A 20,843-nucleotide genomic window follows, 5' to 3' on the forward strand; every position below is an offset into this window, starting at 1 on the left:
GACGCATTCGGGGATTATCGAGGTCAGGGAACCGTCGTCGCCGGCAGCGGCGGCGGGCGTGCAGAGGGCGAGGATGAGGGCCGCTGCGCGGGCGGAAATCCCAGGAAATCAGGCGCGGGCGTCGAGCAGACTGCGCTCGGCGGGGATGATCTCGCGGATCAGTGCCCGGTCGGGGCTTTCCGCGCCGACGCCAACGGCGACGGTTGCGAGGGGAATGCCGCCGAGGCTGTCGCCAAGTTCCTCCCGAGCGGCGGAAAAGGCCTGAGCCGCTTCCGTATCCTGGCAATGGAAACGCACGAACAGTTCCTGCTGTTGATAGAGAAGATCGATTTGCACAAAGCCCAGTTTACGCAGGTCGAGAAAGAGGGAAAGCGTAAAGGTTTCCCTTCCTCCTGGCGCGTTCCCTTCCTCGGGCGATTCCCGGCGTCGGGCGACAAGATAGCCGTTTTCGAGGAAGGGCAGGGGCAGAGGAACGAAGGTCCCGTCGCTCTCCCCGAGGCGCGATCGGCAGAGCTGCCAGAGTTCCAGGTGGCGTAGGTTCTCCTCCTGACGCTGTTCGCCGCGGTCGAGTTCCTGATAGAGGGTTTTGCCGAGGGTTTCAATGAGTTGCCGGGTCAGGTTTTCCGCCGAACCTTCGACAAGGCGCTCCGGCGTGCTGCGCAGCAGATGAAAGAGGGCGCCGAGCAGATCTTTGCCCGTGGCTTTCTGGCCGAGCGCCGCCAGGGCCTGATCAAAGGGGAACGGCGGCATTTGCGGCAGCAGGGCCAGTTGCTGCTCGATCCTTGCCAAGGGCATCTCGGTCACCTCCGCGAAAGGGCGCAGGTAGTCGCGCAAGGCTGTGACAAAGGCCTGGGTGGTGACGGCGACCTCGCTCGGTGGAAGAATCGGCATATTGGCGGCCGGCGCCGTGCCGGCGGTTGCCGGGAGAGACGTTGCGCTTGTCGTAGTTGGACCGGAAGCGGCGAAGCGGAAGAGTGGCCGCAGCACCGCCGCCAAATCCGCGGGCTGGCGATCAAGAAAGGCTCCGATTTGTTCCGGCGTGCGCAGGGCTTCGGGCAGCCGGCCGAGCCCCTGGGCGAGGCGGTCGAGGCGATCGGCGAGGGCCGCATTTTCCCGCCCTTCGGTGGGCAGGCCGAGTTGGCGGGGGAGATTCCGCAAAAATTTTCCGTCCATGGCTTGTGCCGGATGCAGCAGCTGCTCGGCCAGACGGGTCAGGGTCTGTTCGATTTCGGGCGCGGCCGGAGCATTTGCCGGAGCGGCCGATAGCCGGTTCCAGAATTGCTGGGCGGCCTCGCGCAGCACCGGGGCCTCGGGCTCTCCCGGCGGCGCCGCCAGCGCACGGGCGGCTTCCTCCAGGCGGTGCAGCGGCGCAGCGGTCTGCCCGGAGAAGGGGCGCAGATAGTTCCCAAGCGCCTGGAAAAATTCCCGGGCGAGGGCTGCGGTCCGGGCGGCGTCGGGGTGCGTTTCCGACGTCGTGAAGGAGGTTTGGGGACTAGCGGGTGCTTCCGGTTGGGATTGGGCCAGGCGCAGCAGCGGCCGTAACAGGGCGGCGAGGGCGGGCGCTTCTCCTGTCGGACGGGTGGTGGTGCTTGGGGGGGTGGCCAGCTCTTCCGGAAGGGTACGCAGGGCAGCGAAGAGTGGCTCCAAGTGCTCGCTCAAGGACTGACGCAGCTGGGTGTGGCCCTGCTGAAGTCGGCCGAGGGCGTTTTTCAGGGTTTCGCGGGCGGCCTCGGTCTGCCCCGCGCCCAGTTGCGCCTCATGTCCAAGTCCCAGACGCTGGGGGATCTCCCGCAGGGCCTGGCCGTCGAGTTCCGCCGGCGCCCGGCGCAGCAGGCTGAAGAGGCGGTCGAGGCCGTCGCGGGTCTTCTGGTCGAGGTTCGTGCTCCCCGGCTCCCGCCCCTCGATGAGAGCGGGCAGCAGGGCCATGGGGTCGAGCTGCTTGTCGAGCAGATGCAGGGATTGGCCGAGACGTTCAAGCAAGTTCGGGGGGATGAGGCGGAAGCCGAGGCGGTTGTCGTTTTCCACCACCTGCAGGTTGACCGTGTCCCCGGTGCGCAGGGGAGTGCCGGTCTCCACCCAGAGTTTGCGCTCGCCGAAGTTGAGCAGCGCCTTTTCCTGCCCTTCCTCTTCAACCGTCGCCCGGATCATCTGATGCAGCAGCAAGTCGTGCTGCCGCTCTTCCCGCGAGACCGGAGTGACGGCCGGAACTTCGTGGGGCATCAGGGGGACGGAGGCCGGGGGGATGATTTCCATTGTGAACCTGCCCTGTTCGGGGTTGGGCGGCTGATGAGCCGGAGATCGCGGCGCGCTTACTGTTCCTATCATCCCCAAAGTGCCGCATGAATGCAAGTCCGCCTTGCGGCGGCGGTCGCCTTTACCCTGGGCCGGACGGCTTCAAAGGTGCTATGCTGCGCAGAACCCTTTCCAGGAGCCCTCATGTTGGGAGAAAATGCTCATCCCTTTCGGAAACTCACCCATGAACTGGTCATGGATGCCGTGGAAAGCCTCGGCTTTCGCTGCGACTGCCGCACCTTTCCCCTCAACAGCTATGAAAACCGCGTCTATCAAGTCGGCATCGAGGATGACCGGCCCCTGATCGTCAAATTTTACCGGCCCCAACGCTGGAGCGACGGACAGATCCGCGAAGAGCACCAGTTCTGCTTCGAGCTGGCCGAACACGAACTGCCGGTGGTTGCCCCCTGGCGCGACGATGGCGGGGAGAGTCTCTTTCATTTCGCCGGTTTCCGTTTTTCCCTCTACCCGCGCAAAGGCGGGCACGCCCCGGAACTGGACAACCTTGACAATCTGCTTATTCTCGGCCGGTTGCTCGGGCGCATTCACCGCATCGGCGCCTTGCGTCCTTTCCGCGAGCGGCCCCATCTCGACTGCCAGAGCTTCGGTCGCGACAGCGCGGCGCTCATCGCCGAGCGCTTCATGCCGGCGGAATATCGTGCCAACTATCTGGCCATCACCGCCGACCTGCTCGATCGCATCGACGCCCTTAGTAAAGAGGTCGATGCCCGCTGCATCCGTACTCACGGCGACTGCCACGTCGGCAACATCCTCTGGCGCGACGAGGCGCCCCACTTTGTCGACTTCGACGACGCGCGCATGGCCCCGGCGGTACAGGATCTGTGGATGATGCTCTCCGGAGACCGCCTCCGGCAGAGTGCCCAACTCGCCGAACTGCTCGAAGGCTATTGCGAATTCAACGATTTCCGCCCCGCCGAACTGCGTCTGATCGAAGCGTTGCGCAGCCTGCGCCTGCTCCATTACAGCGCCTGGCTCGCCCGCCGCTGGGACGACCCCGCCTTTCCCGTCCACTTCCCCTGGTTCAACACCATCCGCTACTGGGGGGAACACATCCTCCATCTCCGCGAACAACTCGCCGCGCTCAACGAACCGCCCTTGCCGATGCCCTGAGCAATAAAAAAGGGGGCAGTCCGTTGCCGAACGGTCGTCCCCTGCTGCTTCTATCCCCTTGTGTTTTTAAAATCGTTTGATTTCCCGGTCGATATTGTCCAGCCGCGCCTTGTTCAAGGGGTGCGAGCTGAGGAAGCTGCCTTTGGCGGATTGGATGTTCTCCAGGGTTTCGATGGCGTGGCGCAGCCGCTCAGGGTCAGGGTCAACAGAAGCAATGGCGTGGCGATTTCGAACTTCATGATCCTTTTCCTTGCCGCGGGGAGTGGGCCGGAGGTTTTAAGGAGTCGCCGGGCGTTGCAGCAGGAAGCTGGCATAATCCTCCAGGATGCGGCTGTCGGCGACGGTGCAGCCGAGGCGGGTATAACGGCGCTCGATGTCGAACTTGTCCTGCAGGGGGATGCCGGAGAGGAGCAGATAACCGCCAGGCCGGGTCAGTTCCACGAGGCGGTCGGCCAGGGGGAGGAGGATATCGGCGTAGATATTGGCCATGACCAGATCATAGGGCCGCGTCGCGACAGCGTTGAGTTCGCCGCAGATGGTGAAAATCCGGTCTTCGAGACCGTTGAGCCGGGCGTTCTCTGCGCAGGAGAGGGCCGCCGGCCATTCCAGGTCGAGGGCGGTGATGGCGGCGGCGCCGAGGCGGGAGGCGGCGAGGGCGAGGATGCCGGTGCCGGTGCCGAGATCGAAGGCCCGGCAGCCTTTGAGGCTGGGGATGGTCGTCAACAGTTCCAGGCACGAGGCGGTTGTTTCATGCTCACCCGAACCGAACGCGCCCTTGCGGCCGAGGATCAGGGGGATGCCGCAAGGCTCGGGAGTGGAAAACCCGGCGGGGATAATGGTGAAGGCGCCCACCGGAAAAGGTTTGAAGATGCGGCCCGACATGCGTCCTCCTTGTTTATGAAAACCGTGAAATTTTATTAAAACCCCGGCATCATAACAAAGGCGGCGGTAAAAGGCCAAAACGAAAAGGGGGTACGGCGGGGTGGGGGGGACGGAAACGGCGTGTTTCCCGCTGGGGAGACACGCCGTTTCACATGAATTTATGGAATCATCATCAGCAGCAGGAAGAACCGTAGGCCGGGGCGACCACGAAGCCTTTGCCCGACCAGTTATCCACGTAGTCGATCAGCTGGTCCTCGGTAAAGGGCAGAATACTTTCTTCCATGAAGAGTTCGATATCGCCGACCTTGATCCCTTTTTCATTCTCTTTCGGCTCATCCAGAGCCAACCCCAGACGGGGGCCCCCTCAGCCAAAGCCCTGGAAAACGACCCGAACAGCCTTGCCCGGGTTCTTTTTTAGCAGCTCCTGCAGTGTCTCGCGGGCGCTCTCGGTGATTTTCATGGCAGTCTCCTTGTTGGTCCGTTTGACATAACAATATGCGAATATAACAATGATGTCAAGGCTCGTGTTTTTTTGCTCCGGGATAAAGATAAGCCCGGCTGCTTGCGCAGCCGGGCCCGATAACAGATAGAAAATTAGATCGCTTCTAGAAACGGTAGCCTAAGCCAAGATAGGCGTAGTAGGCCTCGCCGTCTTCGTCGCCGTAGACATAGGCTTCCTTGGAACGGAAGATGTCGTAGGTCGCCGTAGCCGAGGTGTAGAAGGCGTCGGTAAAATCATAGGTGCCGCCCAGGGTGAACTGGTACTGCTGGTAGGCGAGATCGGAATACTCGTCCACCTCGTTGTTCATCTCCCAGGTATCGTAATTGACCGAGGCATAAGCCCCGGGCGCTTCGACTCCGCTGTTGGCCAGCACCCCTGTCGGATTGAGTTCGGTGGACATCTGGGCGCGTTCAGTGAAATCCCAGTCCCAGCTGCTCTTGGCACGGTTGTAGGTGAAGCCGGCATTCATCTTCAATTTTTCGGTCGCCTGGTAATCCAGGTTGAACGCGATGGTGTGGACGTCGGTGTTGTATTCAGCAGTGTTGCAGATCGAGCCAAACTGGCCCGACGAGACGTCGTTCGCTCAGCCATGGTACCAGCCGACGCACATGCGGTTTTCCGTTTCCTGCCGGTTGAAGGTGTAAGCCATGGTCAGGTTCATCTTGCCGTTAGGCGCGTACCAGAGGCTGACCCCGGGGACATAGGTGGTCTGTTCGAACTCCACATCGTCGTTTTCCGCCTGGCGCACCCGAGCGAAGAGAGTCGCCGCCTTGTTGGTGCTGATCGCCCAAGTGGTGGAAAGCTTCGCCTCGTGCACTTCATCGGGAAGGTTGGTCGATTCCAATTGGCGATTGGGATAGACTTCAGACCAGTACCAGGTTGGCGTAGCTGGATTCGCCGTGAAGTCAGCCGTATTGTAGTACCAGAGTCCTGAACCAAGCGGATCTTGGGTGCCGGCCCCTTGGGCGATACCGACTTCAGCACCAGGCAGAGGATCGTCGATATTCTGGTACTGGTAGCTCAAATTTCCGGAAAGAGTCTTGCTCAGCCGGGTCTTGATCGAGGCTTTCAGAGTCTGGGTGTCCGTATCCAGCAGTTCTTCCTCGTCGCGATCCACCTCTTCAAACTCATAGCCGAGACGCAGGGTGGTGCCGCGAGCGACACGGTAGACGAGATCGGCACCGACTTCCTTGACCTCGCGGGCTTCCGCCGAGTTCCAGGCGTTGGTGTCCGTTCCCGGCCAGGCGGCTGCGGCTGCGGCGGAATTGGCGGCATCCCGCGCGGGGTAATAGATTTCATTACCGTCGACATCAATGTCATACATGTTGCCGCGCAAAGAGAGGCGCAGGTTTTTGCCGAACTTGGTCGCCAGCTTGGTGCCGACGGATTCAAATTCACTCTCCAGGGTGCTGCCGTCAAGAAGCAGGTATTCCCCTTGGGTCTGGCTCTTCGAGCTTTCGATGTCGGATTTGACGTAGCTGGCGCTCAGGCTGGTGTCCTTGGGCAGGTCGATACGGGCCTTGATGGCGTGGCTGTCCTTTTCCGAATCAGGCGTGCGGCCGAAGGCATAGTTATCATTTTCATAAAGCAGAAGATAAGCAGCGCTCGGGTTGGTCGCGTCTTCGAAGTAGCGGGAAGGGGTTGAACCGCTTTCCGAGAAGGTGCGGGTGAGGTATTCGTAGTCGACGGTGAGCAGCCCGAACTTGCCGGTGGCGCCGAAAGCGTAGTCCTCGGTGACCTCGTCGATCTTCTTGTCGACGGCGCTGACGTGGCAGCTGTCGCACTTGGTCATGCCGATGGCCTGCTCCATGCCCTGACGTTTTTCGATGCGCATGCCGGCATGGAAGATGACGTTGGGCAGGGCCGGGATGACCAGGGCCGCTTCGCTCTTGAGTTCACGGCGGGTCACCAGATAATCGTTGGACATCTCCTCAGTGTATTCCTGGAGCGGGTCGTACCCCACAGGCAAAGTGCCCCCGCCGACACTTGCGCCGGCCGGAAGGTTGGCGAAGATCTTGTCCGTGGTGACGCTGGGCTGCGAGCCTCCGATATCGTCCCGACCGGTGGCGCCCATCTGGTCGAGGGTTTCGTGGTCCTTCCAGTGTTCCAGTACCTGGTAGTCGAAGCCGAGACGGAAGATACGCGCGGCATCCAGTTCCATGTTGAATTGCTGGTCGCGGGGACCGTTGACGTCGGCTTCGAGCTCAAATGCCGAATGTTCACCCAGATCCCCCTCGACGAAGAGCTTCGGGGCGAAGCTGAGGCCGTCATCAGAGCGGCCTCGGACATATTCGTTGACGCGGGCTGCGTTGTCCTTGGTGTCTATCCCGGTGGCGCCGACCTCAACATGGCCGCCGAAGAGCTTCTCTTGATTCTCTTCGGCAAAAGCCAGGGTGGTTGTCGTCATCAAGGCCAGGACGGACAGCAATGCAAGCAGCCAATGGCAGGGTTGCCTCATTTCTTCCTCCTTGAGTTAACGGGTCAGGCCGTGGCCGCTGAGCGGCTGGGACGGATAATCGCTGCCATGCACCACTTTGTGGCAGGTGGTGCATTTGGTGCCGAAGGATGTCTGGAAACCTTCCTGCCCATGGACGTTGACGATATCGGCAGTCGCTTGTTGGGCGGGGGTGGTTGCCGTCTGTCCGGCGGCGGGCACGGGAACCGTGTAGTTGGACTGCCGCAGGACGTGGAAGTGACCTTCATGGCACTGCAAGCAGAGGAAGGGCTCGTTCTGCACCAGCAGATTGTTGGCGACCGAGCCGTGGGGATCGTGACAGATGGTGCAGTCATCCTCGACCGGAGCGTGTCCGAAGACGAAGGGCCCCTGGTAACGGCTGTGGCAGTTGAGGCAGAGGTCGTTTTTGCGCTCGTCGGTGAGCAGTTCGCCGTGAGCGTTGTGACAGCTGGAGCAGTTCATCTTTCCTTCCTTCACCGGATGGTGCGAGGGGAAGTTGCTCTGGGCCATCTGCTCCTGGTGGCAGCCGTAGCAAAGGGCGGGGTCTTCCTGTTTCAGGTTGGCCTTGAGCGGTTTTTCATGGCCGTGCATGGTGTGGCAATCGCTACAGCTCAGGTCGGCCAGGGCATGTTCGCCGTGGGTCCAGTCCATGAGCTTGCCGCTGGTGTGGCACAGGGCGCAGATCGCCGCCGATTCATCGGCGGTGAGGGTCGCCGGGTTGAGGATCTTCTCCGTGTCCCCTTCCCCGTCGACGTGCAGGCTGCCGGGGCCGTGGCAGGATTCGCATCCTTTTTGCCCGCCCATGTACTCGAAATCGGCCAGCCGTCCGTGAATGTTGTGGGCCATGGAGGCACCTTTGTCCTCATGACACTCGACGCAGGTTTCTTCCCCGACGTAGGTGGCGCCCTCGATGGTCGGCAGGGTCAACAACTTCTCGCGGATGGCACCGGTGGCACAGGCCCCCAGCAGCAGCAACACGGGAAGCAGCCGCACCAGCCATCGGGCATGGTGTCGCGACGTCTTTGGCATGATCTCTCCTTTCACTCCTCTCCTTGACTTGGGTTTGTCTTGGACTTGTTTTTCCTCTCTCTTATGCGGTTCTCTTGCGGGTATTTACAGCCTCCTTTCCGGTATTCATTACGCAATTTTTAACAAAAGCACCATACTCAGCGAGGTATTTCCGGTAAAGCGAATGTTTCTTATGCTCCCTATTAGCAGAAATTCTACAATGTATTCATATATTCTCGTTTTGTTGTGGATTGGGCATGTCTTTTGTCTTATAATTCGCCGTTCGGGAGCGTACTGAACGACGCACGGGGAGAAGAGGCATGGAAACACGGTACTATCAGACTCTAGTCATGGTCTGTGAAACGGGAAGTTTCTCCAAAGCCGCGGAATCGTTGCATATTACCCAGTCGGCGGTGTCTCAGCGCATCAAATTTCTGGAAGAACACTACGGCCACCAGCTCTTTGACCGGAGCGGGGTGCAGTTGGAACCGACCGGGGCGGGGCTTTTGGTGCTGGAGAAGTCCCGGGAGATTCTTGCCAAAGAGCGCGAGTTGGAGGATCGTTTGCGTTCTTTCAAAGGAGAAAAACGGCTTTCGATCTGCTGTACGCCGACCTTCGGCATGGCCTATCTGCCGCGTATTCTCAGCAATTTCGTGTTGCATAATGCTGATGTCCATGATCTCAAATTCATCTTCAAGCAGCCGGCTGAGGCCATCCGCGGCGTTCAAGACAAGGAATACGATCTGGCGGTGATCGAGTATTGCGAGGACTTTCCCCAGGAACCCTTCGTCATTTATCCCCTTCCCGACGACGAGCTGGTTTTCATCAGTGCCCTGTCCCTAAAGCTTCCGGAGACTCCCTTGGAGATCGGCGCGCTCCTCGACTATCCCATCTATGCCCGTCGGGACGGCTGCAGCTCGCGCAACCTGCTGCGACAGAATCTCGCCAGACTCGGACATGACATAACTGATTTCAAGCGGGTCGTGATTTCCGACGATCTGCACCTGTGCATCGACTCGGTTCTTGACGGCTGCGGAGTCGCCTTCGTCTCGCGTAGTCTCGTGCGGAGCTACCTCCTCGATGGTCGGCTGCGCGCCCATTATGTCCAAGGCTTCAGTCATATTCGTTCCCGCGCCGCGTTCCATCTTACTAAGCGGAGCGAAAATACCCTCATCGACAACTTCATCGGTAGTTTGCAGACTCTCTTCAGTGATTGTGGGTGTCGGCATACGGACGTACTGGCGCTACCCTGACCCTGGTTTCAATACCCAACGAACGACGCCGCGCACCGGAGAACCGGGCGCGGCGTCGTTCGTTGGGTATTGAGCGGCGATATGCAGGAGCCGTTGCCGAGCGAATTGTAATCAGGCAAGGCCGGGGAGAGCTGCGAGGAGAACCCGACAGCGGCGGCGGAAATTAGATCTCTTCGAAATCGCCGTCCTCCTCTGCCTGATCTTCTTCGTCTTCGGTGAAGTCCTCATCCATGAAACGATCGAGAAAACGCTGATTGTCCCTGATGCGCGTCGCCACCTCCCGTTCGATTTCCGCCAGTTCGGGGAAGCGGCCGGCCCATGGGGCCGTTTCCGTCGTTTCGTGGGCGGGGCCCGACAGACGGTTATCGGTTTCCGGTGCTTGTTCTTTTTTCATGGATAGAATGCCAGCTTTGCCGAAGGATGAAAATCACTCCCGCAGGGACTTCAGGGGTTGCCTTGATGTTTCTCCCGCCGCTTCGCCAGCGCCCGCCGGTAGAGGTCGAGATAGCGTTCGGCGGAGCGCTCCCAGGAAAAATCCTGACGCATGCCGGCGCGGACCATGTTGTTCCAGTCCTCGGGGCGCTTGTAGAGGCCCAGGGCGCGGTCGAGGGTGTGGAGCAGGGCCGCGGCCGTGGGCGCGTCGAAGAGATAGCCGTTGGCCCGGGTCCAGTCCTGTTCCGGATCGATGATGGTGTCGGCCAGCCCGCCGGTGCGGCGGGCGATGGGGATCACTCCGTAGCGTAGGGCGATAAGCTGGCCGAGGCCGCAGGGCTCGTAGCGGCTCGGCATCAAAAAGAGGTCACTCCCGGCGTAGATGCGCCGCGACAGGTCATCGTCGAAGGAGAGGTTGATGGAAACCCGCCCCGGATATTGGTGACGCAGGCGCTCGAAGCGCTCCATGTGCTCCTTCTCGCCGGTGCCGAGCAGGACGAACTGCACCGGGCGGCGCAGCATCCCGTTCCAGGCGGCCTCGACGATATCCAGCCCTTTTTGTGTCGCCAGGCGGGTGATCATGGCGATGATCGGCGTATGCGGCTCCGGCGCGAGACCGAGTTCCTCCTGCAGGGCTTTCTTGCAGTGGGCCTTGCCGGCGAGGCGGTCGGCGTCATAGGGCTGGGGCAGGACCGCATCGACGGCCGGATTCCACTGCCCGGGATCAAGGCCGTTGACGATGCCGAAAAGGTCGTCCTTGCGCGCCCGGAGGATGCCGTCGAAGCCGATCCCCATCTCGGGGGTCTGGATCTCCCGGCAATAGGTTTCCGAGACGGTGGTCAGAAGGTCGCTCTGGGTCAGGCCGGCCTTGAGGAAGGAGAGCATGCCGTGATATTCGAGGCCGTCGATCCCGAAGAGGCGGGGATCGAGGTCGAGGGTTTCCAGGTGTTGACCGCCGAAGAGCCCCTGATAGCCGAGGTTGTGGATGGTCAGAAGCGTGGCGGCCCCGGCGTAGAAGGGATCATTGTGGTACTCGGTGCGCAGCAGCGCCGGGATCAGGCCGGTCTGCCAGTCGTTGAGATGAAGGATGTCGGGCTTAAAACCGAGGCGCGGCAGCAGTTCCAGCACCGCCCGGTCGAAAAAGCCGAAACGCTGGGCATTATCCCAGAAGTCCCCTTCGGCGCCGCCGTAGAGCCCGTCGCGGTCGAAGAGGTCGGCCTGCTCGACGAAGTAGACCGGCACCCCGTCGAGCTCTCCCTGATGAAGCGCGGCCTGAAGCGGGGTGCCGTCGAGGGGGATGACGGCGCTCGTCAGGTTCATGCGCCTCGCATCGCCGCGGCGGGCGATGGCGCGGTAATAGGGCATGATGATGCGCACGTCGTGGCCGAGGGCGTGCAACGCCCGGGGGAGAGAGCCGGCGACGTCGGCTAGCCCGCCGCTTTTGGCAAAGGGCGTGACCTCCGATGCGATCATCAGAATTTTTAGTTTTTTACCCGGTTTGCGCGTCGGGACGGGGGCCGCCTGGGGGGCGCAGAGGCGTAACAGCTCGGCCAACTGGAAGCCCGCCTCCCGCGCCCACTGGCGGGCGGCGGTACGCTCTTCAACGCGCCGGGTCAGCCAGTGCAGCAGCTCGGGCCGGTCCTCTTTCAGGGTCTGGACGGCGCTGCAGGCGGCGGCGACGAGCAGGCCGTCGAGGAGGCTGTCCCAACGCTCCTGGTTGAACCACTCTACGCCCTCGTGCCAATGGACGAGAAGATAATTCCGTACCGTCCCCTCGCCGAGCAGTTCGCCGAAAGGCCGGCGGCGTCGTCCCGGGAGCCAGAAGCCCTGATAGCGCACGAGCAGGGTCACCAGTTGCCGGATGGCGGGAGCCTCGGCGTCGGCCAGGGTCTCCTGCAGGGCGTCGCCGAGGAGATATTCCTCGATCCAGGCGGCGCCCCGGCGGCTTGCCTCGTTGCCGGGATACAGCCCGCCGAGCTGGCGCAGCAGCAGAAAGGGAAGAAGGACACGGGTCGGCAACTCTTCCGTGAGAATCCGGCGCAGGCCGGCCAGGGCAAGATTCTCCTCCGGCCGCTTGCCGCTCAGGCGGGTCAGCAGGCGCAGGTCGTCGAGTTGGCGACGAATGGCTGCAAGTACCGCCTCGGCGGGGGGGAGGGGCTGGGCGAAGTGGGCCAGGGTCTCGACGAAACGGGTCATGCGCGCCAGAAATTCCCGGTAGTCGGGATGTTCCTCCAGTTCCGCCGCTTCCCGGGTAAGGGTTACCGCCAAGGGCTGGCGCAGGGCACTTTCGAGCAGGGCGCGGAAGGCGTCGCCGACGGGGCGGAAGCGGATCTTGCGCAGTTCCCGGTCGAGATCGGCGACCGGGGTGTGACCGATGCGCCGGTAGAGTTCCCCCCAGGCGCCGTCTTCGTCGTAGATGGCGGTGATGTCGAGGCAGACCCGGTACTGGTAGGGGCCGAGGCTGAAGAAGAGGCCGTTCGCCGCCAGCTCATCCCCCGAACGCAGATACTCAAGGCCGCTGCGATGCTCGCGGAAGCGGCAGTACCAGCGTGCCCCCGTGTGGATGCCGAGGGCGGCGGCCAGATTCGCCGAGCGCGGCGTTTCACTCTCCGGCCGTTGACGGGGAAGGCTGTTGCGCAGCCAGCCCTCGCAGTCGCCGTAATGGTTGTGATAGATCACCAGCGCCCGCTCGTTGCCGACGCCGTTGCTGTAGGCGAAGACGTTGTCGTTGACCCGGCCGTCATGGAAAAAGTCGAAGAGTTCGAAGTTTTCGGCGCCGCTGAAGAGATGACGGCGGCGCAGCAGAGGGAAGATCTGTGCCTCGTGATGGCGCACGAAGGCCTCGTCCACCACCTCGTCGTAGTAGGCGCGACGGTATTCCATGCCGTATTTCTCTTCGAACCCCTCGATCTGGCCGTGGCCGAACATGGGCAGCCCCGGCAGGGTGGCGAGCATCACCGCCACGCCGAAATATTTGTCCGCTTTGCCGAACTGGGCGACGGCGGTATCTTCGTCCGGGTTGTTCATGAAGTTGACGAAGCGCTGGAGAATGCCCGGCTCGAATTCGAGGATGTTGCCCAGCACCTGACGGTACTTGCCGTTATCCTCGCGCTTGAGCATGTTCATGAAAGCGCTGTTGTAGACCCGATGCATCCCCAGGGTGCGGACGAAGTAGCCCTCCATCAGCCAGAAGGCCTCGGCGATGAGCAGGGTATCGGGCACCTCGGCGGCGACCCGATCGACCACTTCGCGCCAGAACTCCACCGGGAAGACGGCGTCGAAGGCCTCCTTGGCCAGCCAGTGCTCGGCCCGCGACGGTACCCCCTGGCCGCCGCCGGGGAGCGGAAACCAGAGGCGCTGGAAGTGCTTCTTGGCCAAGGTCATAGCGGCGTCGAAGCGGATCACCCGGAAGCGGCGGGCGATGCCGATGATGGTGCGGATCATCGCTTCGCGCACTTCGGGGAGCAGGTAGTTGAGCTGGGCGGTGTCGTTCCAGGGCATGTGGGTGCCGTCGTTGCCGTGGTAGATGTAGCGCACCCGGCCCGTGCGGTGATCCTGATGGCGGAAGACGACCGCTGCGTCGCTGTGATCGTAATAGCCGTCTTCAATCTGCACGGTGACGTCGGGATCGTCGTAAAGATCGGGGCCGTGGTACTGGTAGGCCGGGTAGGGGGGATGATCGAGCTGGATGAACCAGTCGGGATGTTCCCGCATCCACTTGGAATCGAGCCCGGTATGGTTGGGGACGATGTCGCTGGCGAGGCGGATGCCCCGGCGCAGGCAGCGTTCCTCCAGACGGGCGAGGGCCTCGTCGCCGCCCAGATCGTCGGCGATGGCGTAATCGAAGAGAGAATAGGCCGAGGCTTCGGCCTCGGGATTGCCGCAGATGCGCTTGATCTTCCGCGAGGCGGGGGAGCGCTGCCAGAGGCCGATCAGCCAGAGGGCGTTGAAACCCCAGCGAGCGAGGCGGTCGAGTTCTTCCTCGGGGATGTCGTCAAGACGGTGAATCGGCCGCTGGTAGCGTTTGCCAAGCTGGTCGAGCCAGACGTAGATGGTTTTGGCGATAAGCACCACCTTGGGCATCCAGTCGGTGTCGGGGGAGAAGGCCTCGACTTCATGCTCCGCTGTTCCTCCGAACGTCGGCACCGGCAGCGGGCCGCCCGTGCCGAAGCCCCGTTGCAGCTCTTCTTCGTGGAGGATGGCGAAGGCCACTTCCAACTCGTGCAGCAGATCCTCGGGAATGATGCCCGCCCACTGCTGCTGGATGAAACCGAGCTGTCCGGTCAGGGAATGGGGCGCGGCCTTTACGGGGGCGAGGAGCAGATCGAGCAGGGTGCCGCCGAAAAGCCCCGGGACGGCGATTTTTCCCAGTTCCTTGTCGAGTCCGGAGAGAACCTGCCGATAGGCGGTTCGCCGCGCCAGTTCATCGTCGGCGAAGAGGGGGCGGTAGATACGGGCTGCAGGGTTGCCGTTCTGCACCGCCAGGATGAAGAGTTCGATCAGGCTCTCGCGGCGTCGCCCTTCGCCCTGGGGACCGCTCAGATAGCGTTTCGGGTCGGCGCCGAGCCAGACCGCCGCCGGCGGAAAGAGTTCTACCAGATGCTTGAGAGTCGCCGGAAGCTCCGGTATCGGCTTGGCGACGCCGCCCAGTTCGACGGCGCTGCCCGTCACCCGGCAGCTGCGCTGTTTCAGATAGCGACCGGCGACATGGCGCAGGGCGCGGTTGAGCAGCGCCAGCAGGTTGAGTTCCCCGGCCCGGGGCGGGTGCTCCGGTGGCGCGTGGCGACGGAGGGACTCGGCGATGCGGCGGATCTCGAAAAGCCGGCGCTCGGAGGCCGTGAGGACGCTTTTCGGATTCAGCTCCAGGCGCTGCCAGGCTTCGGCGGCGACTTGCAGGGAGAGGGGAAAATAGGGGAGGGGCTGGCCTGGGGTCATGGTCGATCCTTAATCCCCGGCGCGAAGCGGTCTTCGGTATGCGGCGGGGTGATGAAGGCGTTCTGAACGGAATAACGAACAAGAGGCTGTGGACGCCTGCCGACCGCCGTGGGCGAACCTAGAGGGATACGGTCAAGTCGGCTTCACGCAGGAAGCGGGCAGCGGCTTCCGGCGGTGCCGGGTTCATGTAGAAGCCCGTTCCCTGCTCGAAGCCCGCGGGGCGCATCAGGCGCGGTACCAGTTCGATGTGCCAGTGATAGTCGTAGGGAAGCGAGCTCCAGTAGTCGGGCTTGCCCAGGCGCGGGTGCATGGGGGGCGCGTTGTGCAGCACAAAGTTGTAGGCGGGATCGCGCAGCACCGCCCGCAGCCGCAGCAGGGTGTCTTTCAGGGTTTCCGCCAGCAGGGCCAGGGTGCCGTCGTCGAGCAGGCCGAAGTCGTGACCGTGGCGGCGCGGGACGATGCGCAGCTCGAAGGGGTGGCAGGAGGCGAAGGGGGCGAAGACGACGAAATCCCCGTCATCGCGCACCACCCCCCGGCCGTCCGCCAGTTCCTGGGCGGTCAGGTCGCAGATCAGGCAGCGTTCCTTGCGTTCGTAATATTCCCGGCAGACGGCGAGCTTGGTGGCGACCACCGTCGGCGTCACCGGCACGGCGATGAGCTGGGAATGGGAGTGGGGGATGTTGGCTCCCGCTTCGAGGCCGTGATTCTTGAAGATCAGCAGGTAGCGGAAACGGCCGTCCTTGCGCAGGTCAAGCATTCGGGCGCGGTAGGCGCGCAGCACGTCGGTGATCTCCGCCACCGACAGGTCGGCGAGATGACGGTCGTGATCGGGAGTTTCGATAATCACCTCATGGGCGCCGATGCCGTTGATGGTGTCGTAATGGCCCACCCCTCTCTTCTCGAGCTGTCCCTCGATGCGCAGAATCGGGTACTTGTTGGGGATAACCCGCACCTTCCAGCCCGGGCCGTTCGCTGGTCCGCCGCCGGGACGCACGGCGAAGAGCTCGCCGGGGGTTTTGGCTTCGTTGCCGCTACAGAAGGGGCAGGCGGCCAGATGTACGGTCTCCCGCTCAAGGATGAAATCCCGGGGCCGGCGGCCCCGTTCGTTGGCGATAACGACCCAGCTCATTTTCAGGGGATCCCAGCGTAATTCCGACAAGAGCTGATCCTTTCAAAACTATGTTCTCCCTCGCCCAGCGGGGGAGGGTGCCCGAGGAACGGGCGGGGTGAGCGTCAAATCAACCAGTCGTCCAGCTCCAGGCTCTCCCCCCGGTAGGGGAGGCGCAACGGCCCCTCGGCGGGCCAGCGGGCGGTCTCTTCCCCCCCCTTGAAGAGGTGGAGGGAGAGAATCAGTGGAGCATTTGGTACCAATGCCAGGGGTTTCAGGGGGATAGCCAGTTCGACGATGCGGGCGCAGACGGCGGCCCCGTCGGCGAGGTGGGCGCCTTCCCCGTTGCTCAGGCGCAGGCTCCCGCCGGGAACGAGTCGGGCGATGCCCTCGGCCTCTTCGCCGAAACGGATCTCCAGGTGTCCGTCGGAACCGAGCAGGGCACGGAGATCCTCTTCCGGATCGAGACGCAGATAAAGGCGTTCCCGGTCGTAGCCGTAATGCAGCACGGAAAATTCCCGGTGGTGGGCGGTGTGCATGGCGCCCGTCGTCCCCAGGTCGGCGCTGCCTGCGGCCAGCCATTCGAAGTAGTCGCTGACGCGGCCGTCGATGAGCGGGGTAAAGAGGGCGGTCGGTTCCGTGACCGTCTTAGTCGTTCGCCCCGGCTTGATCGGTTGAAAGAGATGGGCGGGAACGGGGAGTCCCGCTTTCCGGTAGAGGGCTTCGAGATGGCGGCGGAAGAGGAGATCGAAGATGTCCGCCTGATCGGTGGAGTGGTCGTCGCCGTACCACCAGAACCAGTCGCTCCCCTCGGCGCGCAGCAGGTGCATAAGCGTCTCCGGCAGGGGGCTGCCGCCACGGCCGTCGGGGACCGTCAGGCCGGTTGCTTCGAGAACCTCGCGGCGTGCCTGCTCCAGTTGGTCCCAGGCGGTGTTCTCTTCGGGATGGCCGATCCAGATGCAGAAGTTCGAATTGATCCACGATCCCGCCGCCAGCTTCGGCAGGGGCTCCGGTTTCATTTCCGCCAGCGCCTCGCCGACAGTGACCATGCGCAGCGAGGGCTCCGCCAGCAGCCCCTGGTAGAGGGCGATGAGGAAAGGATGGCCGTTGTCTTGGTAGCGCTCCCAGCAGTTTTCTCCGTCGAGAATGAGGGGGATCAATCCGTCCGGGGCAAGGGTGGCGACCCGCTTGAGCTGTTCGATGAGATCGGCGGCGGCCCGCTCCGGGCTCCAGTGGGCATAAATGAAGCCGATGCGATCGGAGAGATTGCGGTCACGGAAGAGCAACGGCAGCCCGGCGTAGGAATAGGGTCGGTAGAGACGGCGCCGGTCGGCGAGGCCGCCGGGAAGGCTGCGCGCCAGGATGCCTTCGTCGGAGGCGGCCCAGGCCGCCCCTTCCTCGGCGAGGATGCGGATGACCTCCTCGCTCACCGAGCCTTCCGAAGGCCACATGCCGCGTTTTTTCGCGCCCAGTTTTTCGCTGATGAAATCGAGGCCGAGGCGGACGTGCAGACGGGCGTCCTCGGGGTGCTTGAAGGCCGCCGTCGGCAGCTGGATGCCGGGGGTCGCCTCGCGGGCGACGGCGGTGCCGCAGAGCAGGGGGAGGATCGGGTGGGCGTAAGGGGTGACAGAGACCTCGATGTCGCCCTTTCCCTCCGCGTTTCGGTAGAGCTCGACAACCTCCTCCACCTGGCGGGCGTAGAGAGCCAGCAGCTGGGTTTTTTCCTCCTCGGTGAAGTTTTCCCCTTTGACCAGCAGGTACTTGAGCAAGGCGGATTCCCGGCGCAGGTGATGCCCCGACCAGGAAAGCAGGAACCAGACCTGGAGATCGCGCAGATCCTGCTCCGAGAAGGCGTGGAGATCGGGCTCGGGGCTGGTCCCCCGGCGCCGGGCCAGCTCCCGGTAGCGGCGGAAGGGCTGGATGTGGCGGTCGCCATGCACCGAGAAGAACTGCCGCAGAATCAGGGCGCGCTCCTCGTCGTTCAACTGACCGGCGGGCTTGGCGGCCGCCTCGATCCACAGATCCCGGGCGCTGCCGTCAGTGTAGCGCGCCAGCTGTTCGAGCATGGTCGGCACCAGGTTGAAGGTCATGCGCGCACCCGGTACCTCGGCGGCGGTCTTGAGCATCTCGCCGTAATCCTTTACCGCGTGGAGATAGGTCCAGGGGAGGAGGGTCAGGCCCGAAACCGGATCCCGGTAGTCCGGTTGGTGCATGTGCCAGAGGATGGCGACGCGTAAGGGTTTCATGAGCGGCGTTCCAATCCGGTAAACGGGCCGGACTTTATCCCGGCCCGTTTACCTGTGGGCATCCCTACTGGAGTTCTTGTTTCCATTTTTCGACCTTGAGCCGGTAGCTCTCCACCAGTCGGCGGGCGCTGGACAGTTCGGCCGACTCGGCGATGATGTGGGTGACCGGTCGGTACTGGTCGGGGAGGACCAGTGCCCAGTCTTGGTTGAGCTGAATGCGCACGCCATCGATGAAGGAGGCTTCGAGGTCGACGGAATCCTCGCTCATCTTGCGCATGATGCCCCCCTTGAGCTCCTGGGAGCAGGAGACTTCCAGGTGCTCGTAGAAACGGCGCGGCAGCATCTGCCGGGCCTGCCCCAGGGTCTGGCCGGTACGCACCAGAAGTTCCAGGATCTTGACGACGGCGTAAAGAGCGTCGAAGTTGTACTGGAACGAGGGAAAGGCGAAGCGCCCGTCCATTGAGGCGGCGAAACGCACTTGGCGTTCCTTGGCCGATTCGACGATGGAGCGGGGATCGGTCTTGGTGCGCTTGACCTGCAAACCGGCTTCCGCCGCCAACTGCTCGATGGCCGAGGGGGCCGAGATCGGCACCACCAGACTTCCCTCCCGTTCGGCCTTGCAGACCAGTGCCGCCAGGGTGGTCACCGCTTCGGTGTTGGAGAGGGCCTGGCCACACTCATCGACCAGCACCAGCCGCTCACCGGATGAGCCCATCCAGAAACCGGCCTTGGCGCCGAGGGTGACAACGATGCGCGACAGCTGATCCATGGCCTTGGCATCCTGTTCGGGACCCTTGCCGACAAAGTTTTCCGTGACCTGGGAGTTGAGCTCGATGACCTCGCAGCCCAGTTCGTTGAGGAGCGCCGGCAGCACCTCGCCGGCCGAGGAATGGTTGAGGTCGACCACAACTTTAGGGGCTGCCTGGGCGATGGCCTTGCGGTCGAGGGTATGGAGGAAGCCCTCGTGGTAGTAGTCGTAAATGCGGGGGATCTCCGAGATGCCGCCGGGATCGGTGTAGTGCACGCGGCGGAAGTTCTCCTTGAAGAAGATCCGCTCGATATTTTTGGCCGTGGCCGAGGAGATTTCGATCCCCTCGGCGTCGAAGAAGAGGATATCGGTGGCCATGGGGTCTTCCGGCGACTGGCGGAAGTGGATGCCCCCCGATTCGCCGAAGGTGGTGAGCTTGTAGCGCAGCACCGGCAGGGAAATCATTTTGGTGTCGCGGACGTTGATCCCGGCCGAAAGCAGGCCGCCGGCGAAGGAGCGCTTGAGCATGCGCGACGAGCGGATCGCGTCGCGGCCGGAGAGGACGAAGGAATCCTTGGGCAGGATCGAGCCGTAGGCGGCGCCAAGCTTGGCGGCGAATTCCGGAGTGAGCTCAACGTTGGTCAGGCCGCGAACAATGGCCCCCTCGAAGATGCTCTTGCGCCACTTTTCGCCCCAGATCAGGTTGGTGGTGACCGTCGCTCCCCCTTCGATGACCTTGCGCGGCCAAATCTTCACATCCTTTTTGATCAGGGCCTCGTCGCCGATGGTCGTCTCCTCGGCGACCACCGCGCCCTCCTCAACCACCACCTTCTGGCCGACGCGCACATTGTCGCAGAGCACGGCGCCGTGGATGGTGCTGTTCTTCTTCACATAGACGTTGTCCCAAAGGATGGCGTTCTTCAGTTCGACACCGTCCTCGATGATGCAGTTGCGACCGACCACGCAGTCGCTCAGGCGTGCCTTGCCCACCACTTGGGTATTGGCGCCAAGGACGACCATCCCCTTGAAGGAGGTGTTCTCGTCGTCGACGTAGCTCGCCTCGTCGCCGAGGTACAGCCGGACCCCCTCCCGCGCCTGGGCCACGGGTTTTTCCATGAGATTGACGGCGACCCGTCCTTCGGCGATGTCCTGGCAGGATTCCAGGTAGGAATCGGTGTTGCCGATGTCGGCCCAGTAGCCGTCGAGGCGGCAGCCGTAGAGGGCGTCGTCGTTGGCGAGCATCTGCGGAAAGATATCCTTGGACCAGTCGCGGTTCTCCCCTTCGGGAATCATGTCCAGCACTTCCGGCTCCAGCACATAGATGCCGGTGTTGATGGTGTCGGAGAAGACCTCACCCCAGCCCGGTTTCTCCAGGAATTTGGTGATTTTGCCTTCCTTGTTGGTGATAACCACCCCGAACTGCAGAGGATCTTTCACCGAGGTCAGGGTCAGAGTCGCCTTGGCCTGGCGTTCTTCATGGAAGGCGATGGCCTGCGACAGGTCGAAGTCGGTGAGCAGGTCGCCGCTGATGATCATGAAACGTTTGTCCAGATGTTTCGCCGCCATCTTTACCGCGCCGGCGGTGCCGAAGTCTTCCAGGGGGGTCACATAGGTGATGCGCACGCCGAATTCGCTGCCGTCGCCGAAGAAGTTTTTGATGATCATCGGCTGGTGGTAGAGAAGCAGGATCAGTTCATTGATACCGTGCTTCTTCAGCAACTCGATGATGTGCAGCATGATCGGCCGGTTGTAGAGGGGGATCATCGGCTTGGGCAGGTCGATGGTCAGGGGGTGGATGCGGGTGCCGAAGCCTCCCGCCATGATGACAGCTTTCATGATGATTGGCCTCCC

Annotated in this window: 12 protein-coding genes; 2 read left to right on the plus strand and 10 right to left on the minus strand. The window is 62.7% G+C overall.

Going from position 1 to position 20,843, the window contains the following annotated elements; all coding sequences use genetic code 11:
- Positions 1 to 108: 108 nt before the first annotated feature.
- A complete protein-coding gene (locus RBR25_RS02405) occupies positions 109 to 2,253 on the minus strand; it encodes a hypothetical protein (protein WP_432817928.1) in 2,145 nt (714 codons plus the stop codon).
- Between the two features lie 186 nt (positions 2,254 to 2,439).
- Between RBR25_RS02405 and RBR25_RS02410 the strand changes: the two genes are divergently transcribed.
- Positions 2,440 to 3,423, plus strand: a complete 984-nt coding sequence (locus tag RBR25_RS02410; protein WP_432817995.1) for a serine/threonine protein kinase — start codon at positions 2,440 to 2,442, stop codon at positions 3,421 to 3,423.
- A 276-nt stretch (positions 3,424 to 3,699) separates the two neighbouring features.
- Here RBR25_RS02410 and RBR25_RS02415 read toward each other — a convergent pair whose 3' ends face one another.
- The 4 genes from RBR25_RS02415 to RBR25_RS02430 all read right to left on the minus strand — a co-directional run bounded on the left by RBR25_RS02415 (position 3,700) and on the right by RBR25_RS02430 (position 8,291).
- A complete protein-coding gene (locus RBR25_RS02415; protein WP_432817929.1) occupies positions 3,700 to 4,305 on the minus strand; it encodes a 50S ribosomal protein L11 methyltransferase in 606 nt (201 codons plus the stop codon).
- Positions 4,306 to 4,477: 172 nt separating this feature from the next.
- On the minus strand, positions 4,478 to 4,765 hold the full coding sequence (locus tag RBR25_RS02420) for a HesB-like selenoprotein (RefSeq protein ID WP_332925399.1): 288 nt from the start codon (positions 4,763 to 4,765) through the stop codon (positions 4,478 to 4,480).
- 145 nt (positions 4,766 to 4,910) lie between these two features.
- The gene (locus tag RBR25_RS02425; protein WP_432817930.1) at positions 4,911 to 7,265 is read right to left on the minus strand and encodes a GSU2204 family CXXCH-containing (seleno)protein; all 2,355 of its coding nucleotides are present in this window, start codon (positions 7,263 to 7,265) and stop codon (positions 4,911 to 4,913) included.
- A gap of 15 nt (positions 7,266 to 7,280) precedes the next feature.
- Positions 7,281 to 8,291 (minus strand): GSU2203 family decaheme c-type cytochrome, encoded by a 1,011-nt coding sequence (locus RBR25_RS02430; RefSeq protein WP_432817931.1) that lies wholly within the window; start codon positions 8,289 to 8,291, stop codon positions 7,281 to 7,283.
- Positions 8,292 to 8,590: 299 nt separating this feature from the next.
- Here RBR25_RS02430 and RBR25_RS02435 point away from each other — a divergent pair, with 299 nt between their 5' ends.
- A complete protein-coding gene (locus tag RBR25_RS02435) occupies positions 8,591 to 9,523 on the plus strand; it encodes a multiheme cytochrome-associated LysR family transcriptional regulator (protein WP_432817932.1) in 933 nt (310 codons plus the stop codon).
- A 163-nt stretch (positions 9,524 to 9,686) separates the two neighbouring features.
- Here RBR25_RS02435 and RBR25_RS02440 read toward each other — a convergent pair whose 3' ends face one another.
- From RBR25_RS02440 to RBR25_RS02460, 5 genes are all read right to left on the minus strand, one after another.
- Positions 9,687 to 9,917, minus strand: a complete 231-nt coding sequence (locus RBR25_RS02440) for a hypothetical protein (RefSeq protein ID WP_432817933.1) — start codon at positions 9,915 to 9,917, stop codon at positions 9,687 to 9,689.
- Between the two features lie 50 nt (positions 9,918 to 9,967).
- Positions 9,968 to 14,890: a glycogen synthase GlgA gene (glgA, locus tag RBR25_RS02445; protein WP_432817934.1), complete on the minus strand. Its 4,923-nt coding sequence runs from the start codon at positions 14,888 to 14,890 to the stop codon at positions 9,968 to 9,970.
- A 118-nt stretch (positions 14,891 to 15,008) separates the two neighbouring features.
- Positions 15,009 to 16,049, minus strand: a complete 1,041-nt coding sequence (locus tag RBR25_RS02450; protein WP_432817935.1) for a galactose-1-phosphate uridylyltransferase — start codon at positions 16,047 to 16,049, stop codon at positions 15,009 to 15,011.
- Positions 16,050 to 16,123: 74 nt separating this feature from the next.
- A complete protein-coding gene (locus RBR25_RS02455) occupies positions 16,124 to 18,244 on the minus strand; it encodes a glycoside hydrolase (protein WP_432817936.1) in 2,121 nt (706 codons plus the stop codon).
- A gap of 64 nt (positions 18,245 to 18,308) precedes the next feature.
- Positions 18,309 to 20,828 carry a sugar phosphate nucleotidyltransferase gene (locus RBR25_RS02460; RefSeq protein ID WP_432817937.1) on the minus strand — a complete coding sequence of 840 codons (2,520 nt, stop codon included), beginning with the start codon at positions 20,826 to 20,828 and terminating at the stop codon, positions 18,309 to 18,311.
- Between the last annotated feature and the right edge of the window lie 15 nt (positions 20,829 to 20,843).

It is taken from the genome of Trichloromonas sp. (assembly GCF_034006665.1).
Taxonomy (GTDB): Bacteria; Desulfobacterota; Desulfuromonadia; order Desulfuromonadales; family Trichloromonadaceae; genus Trichloromonas.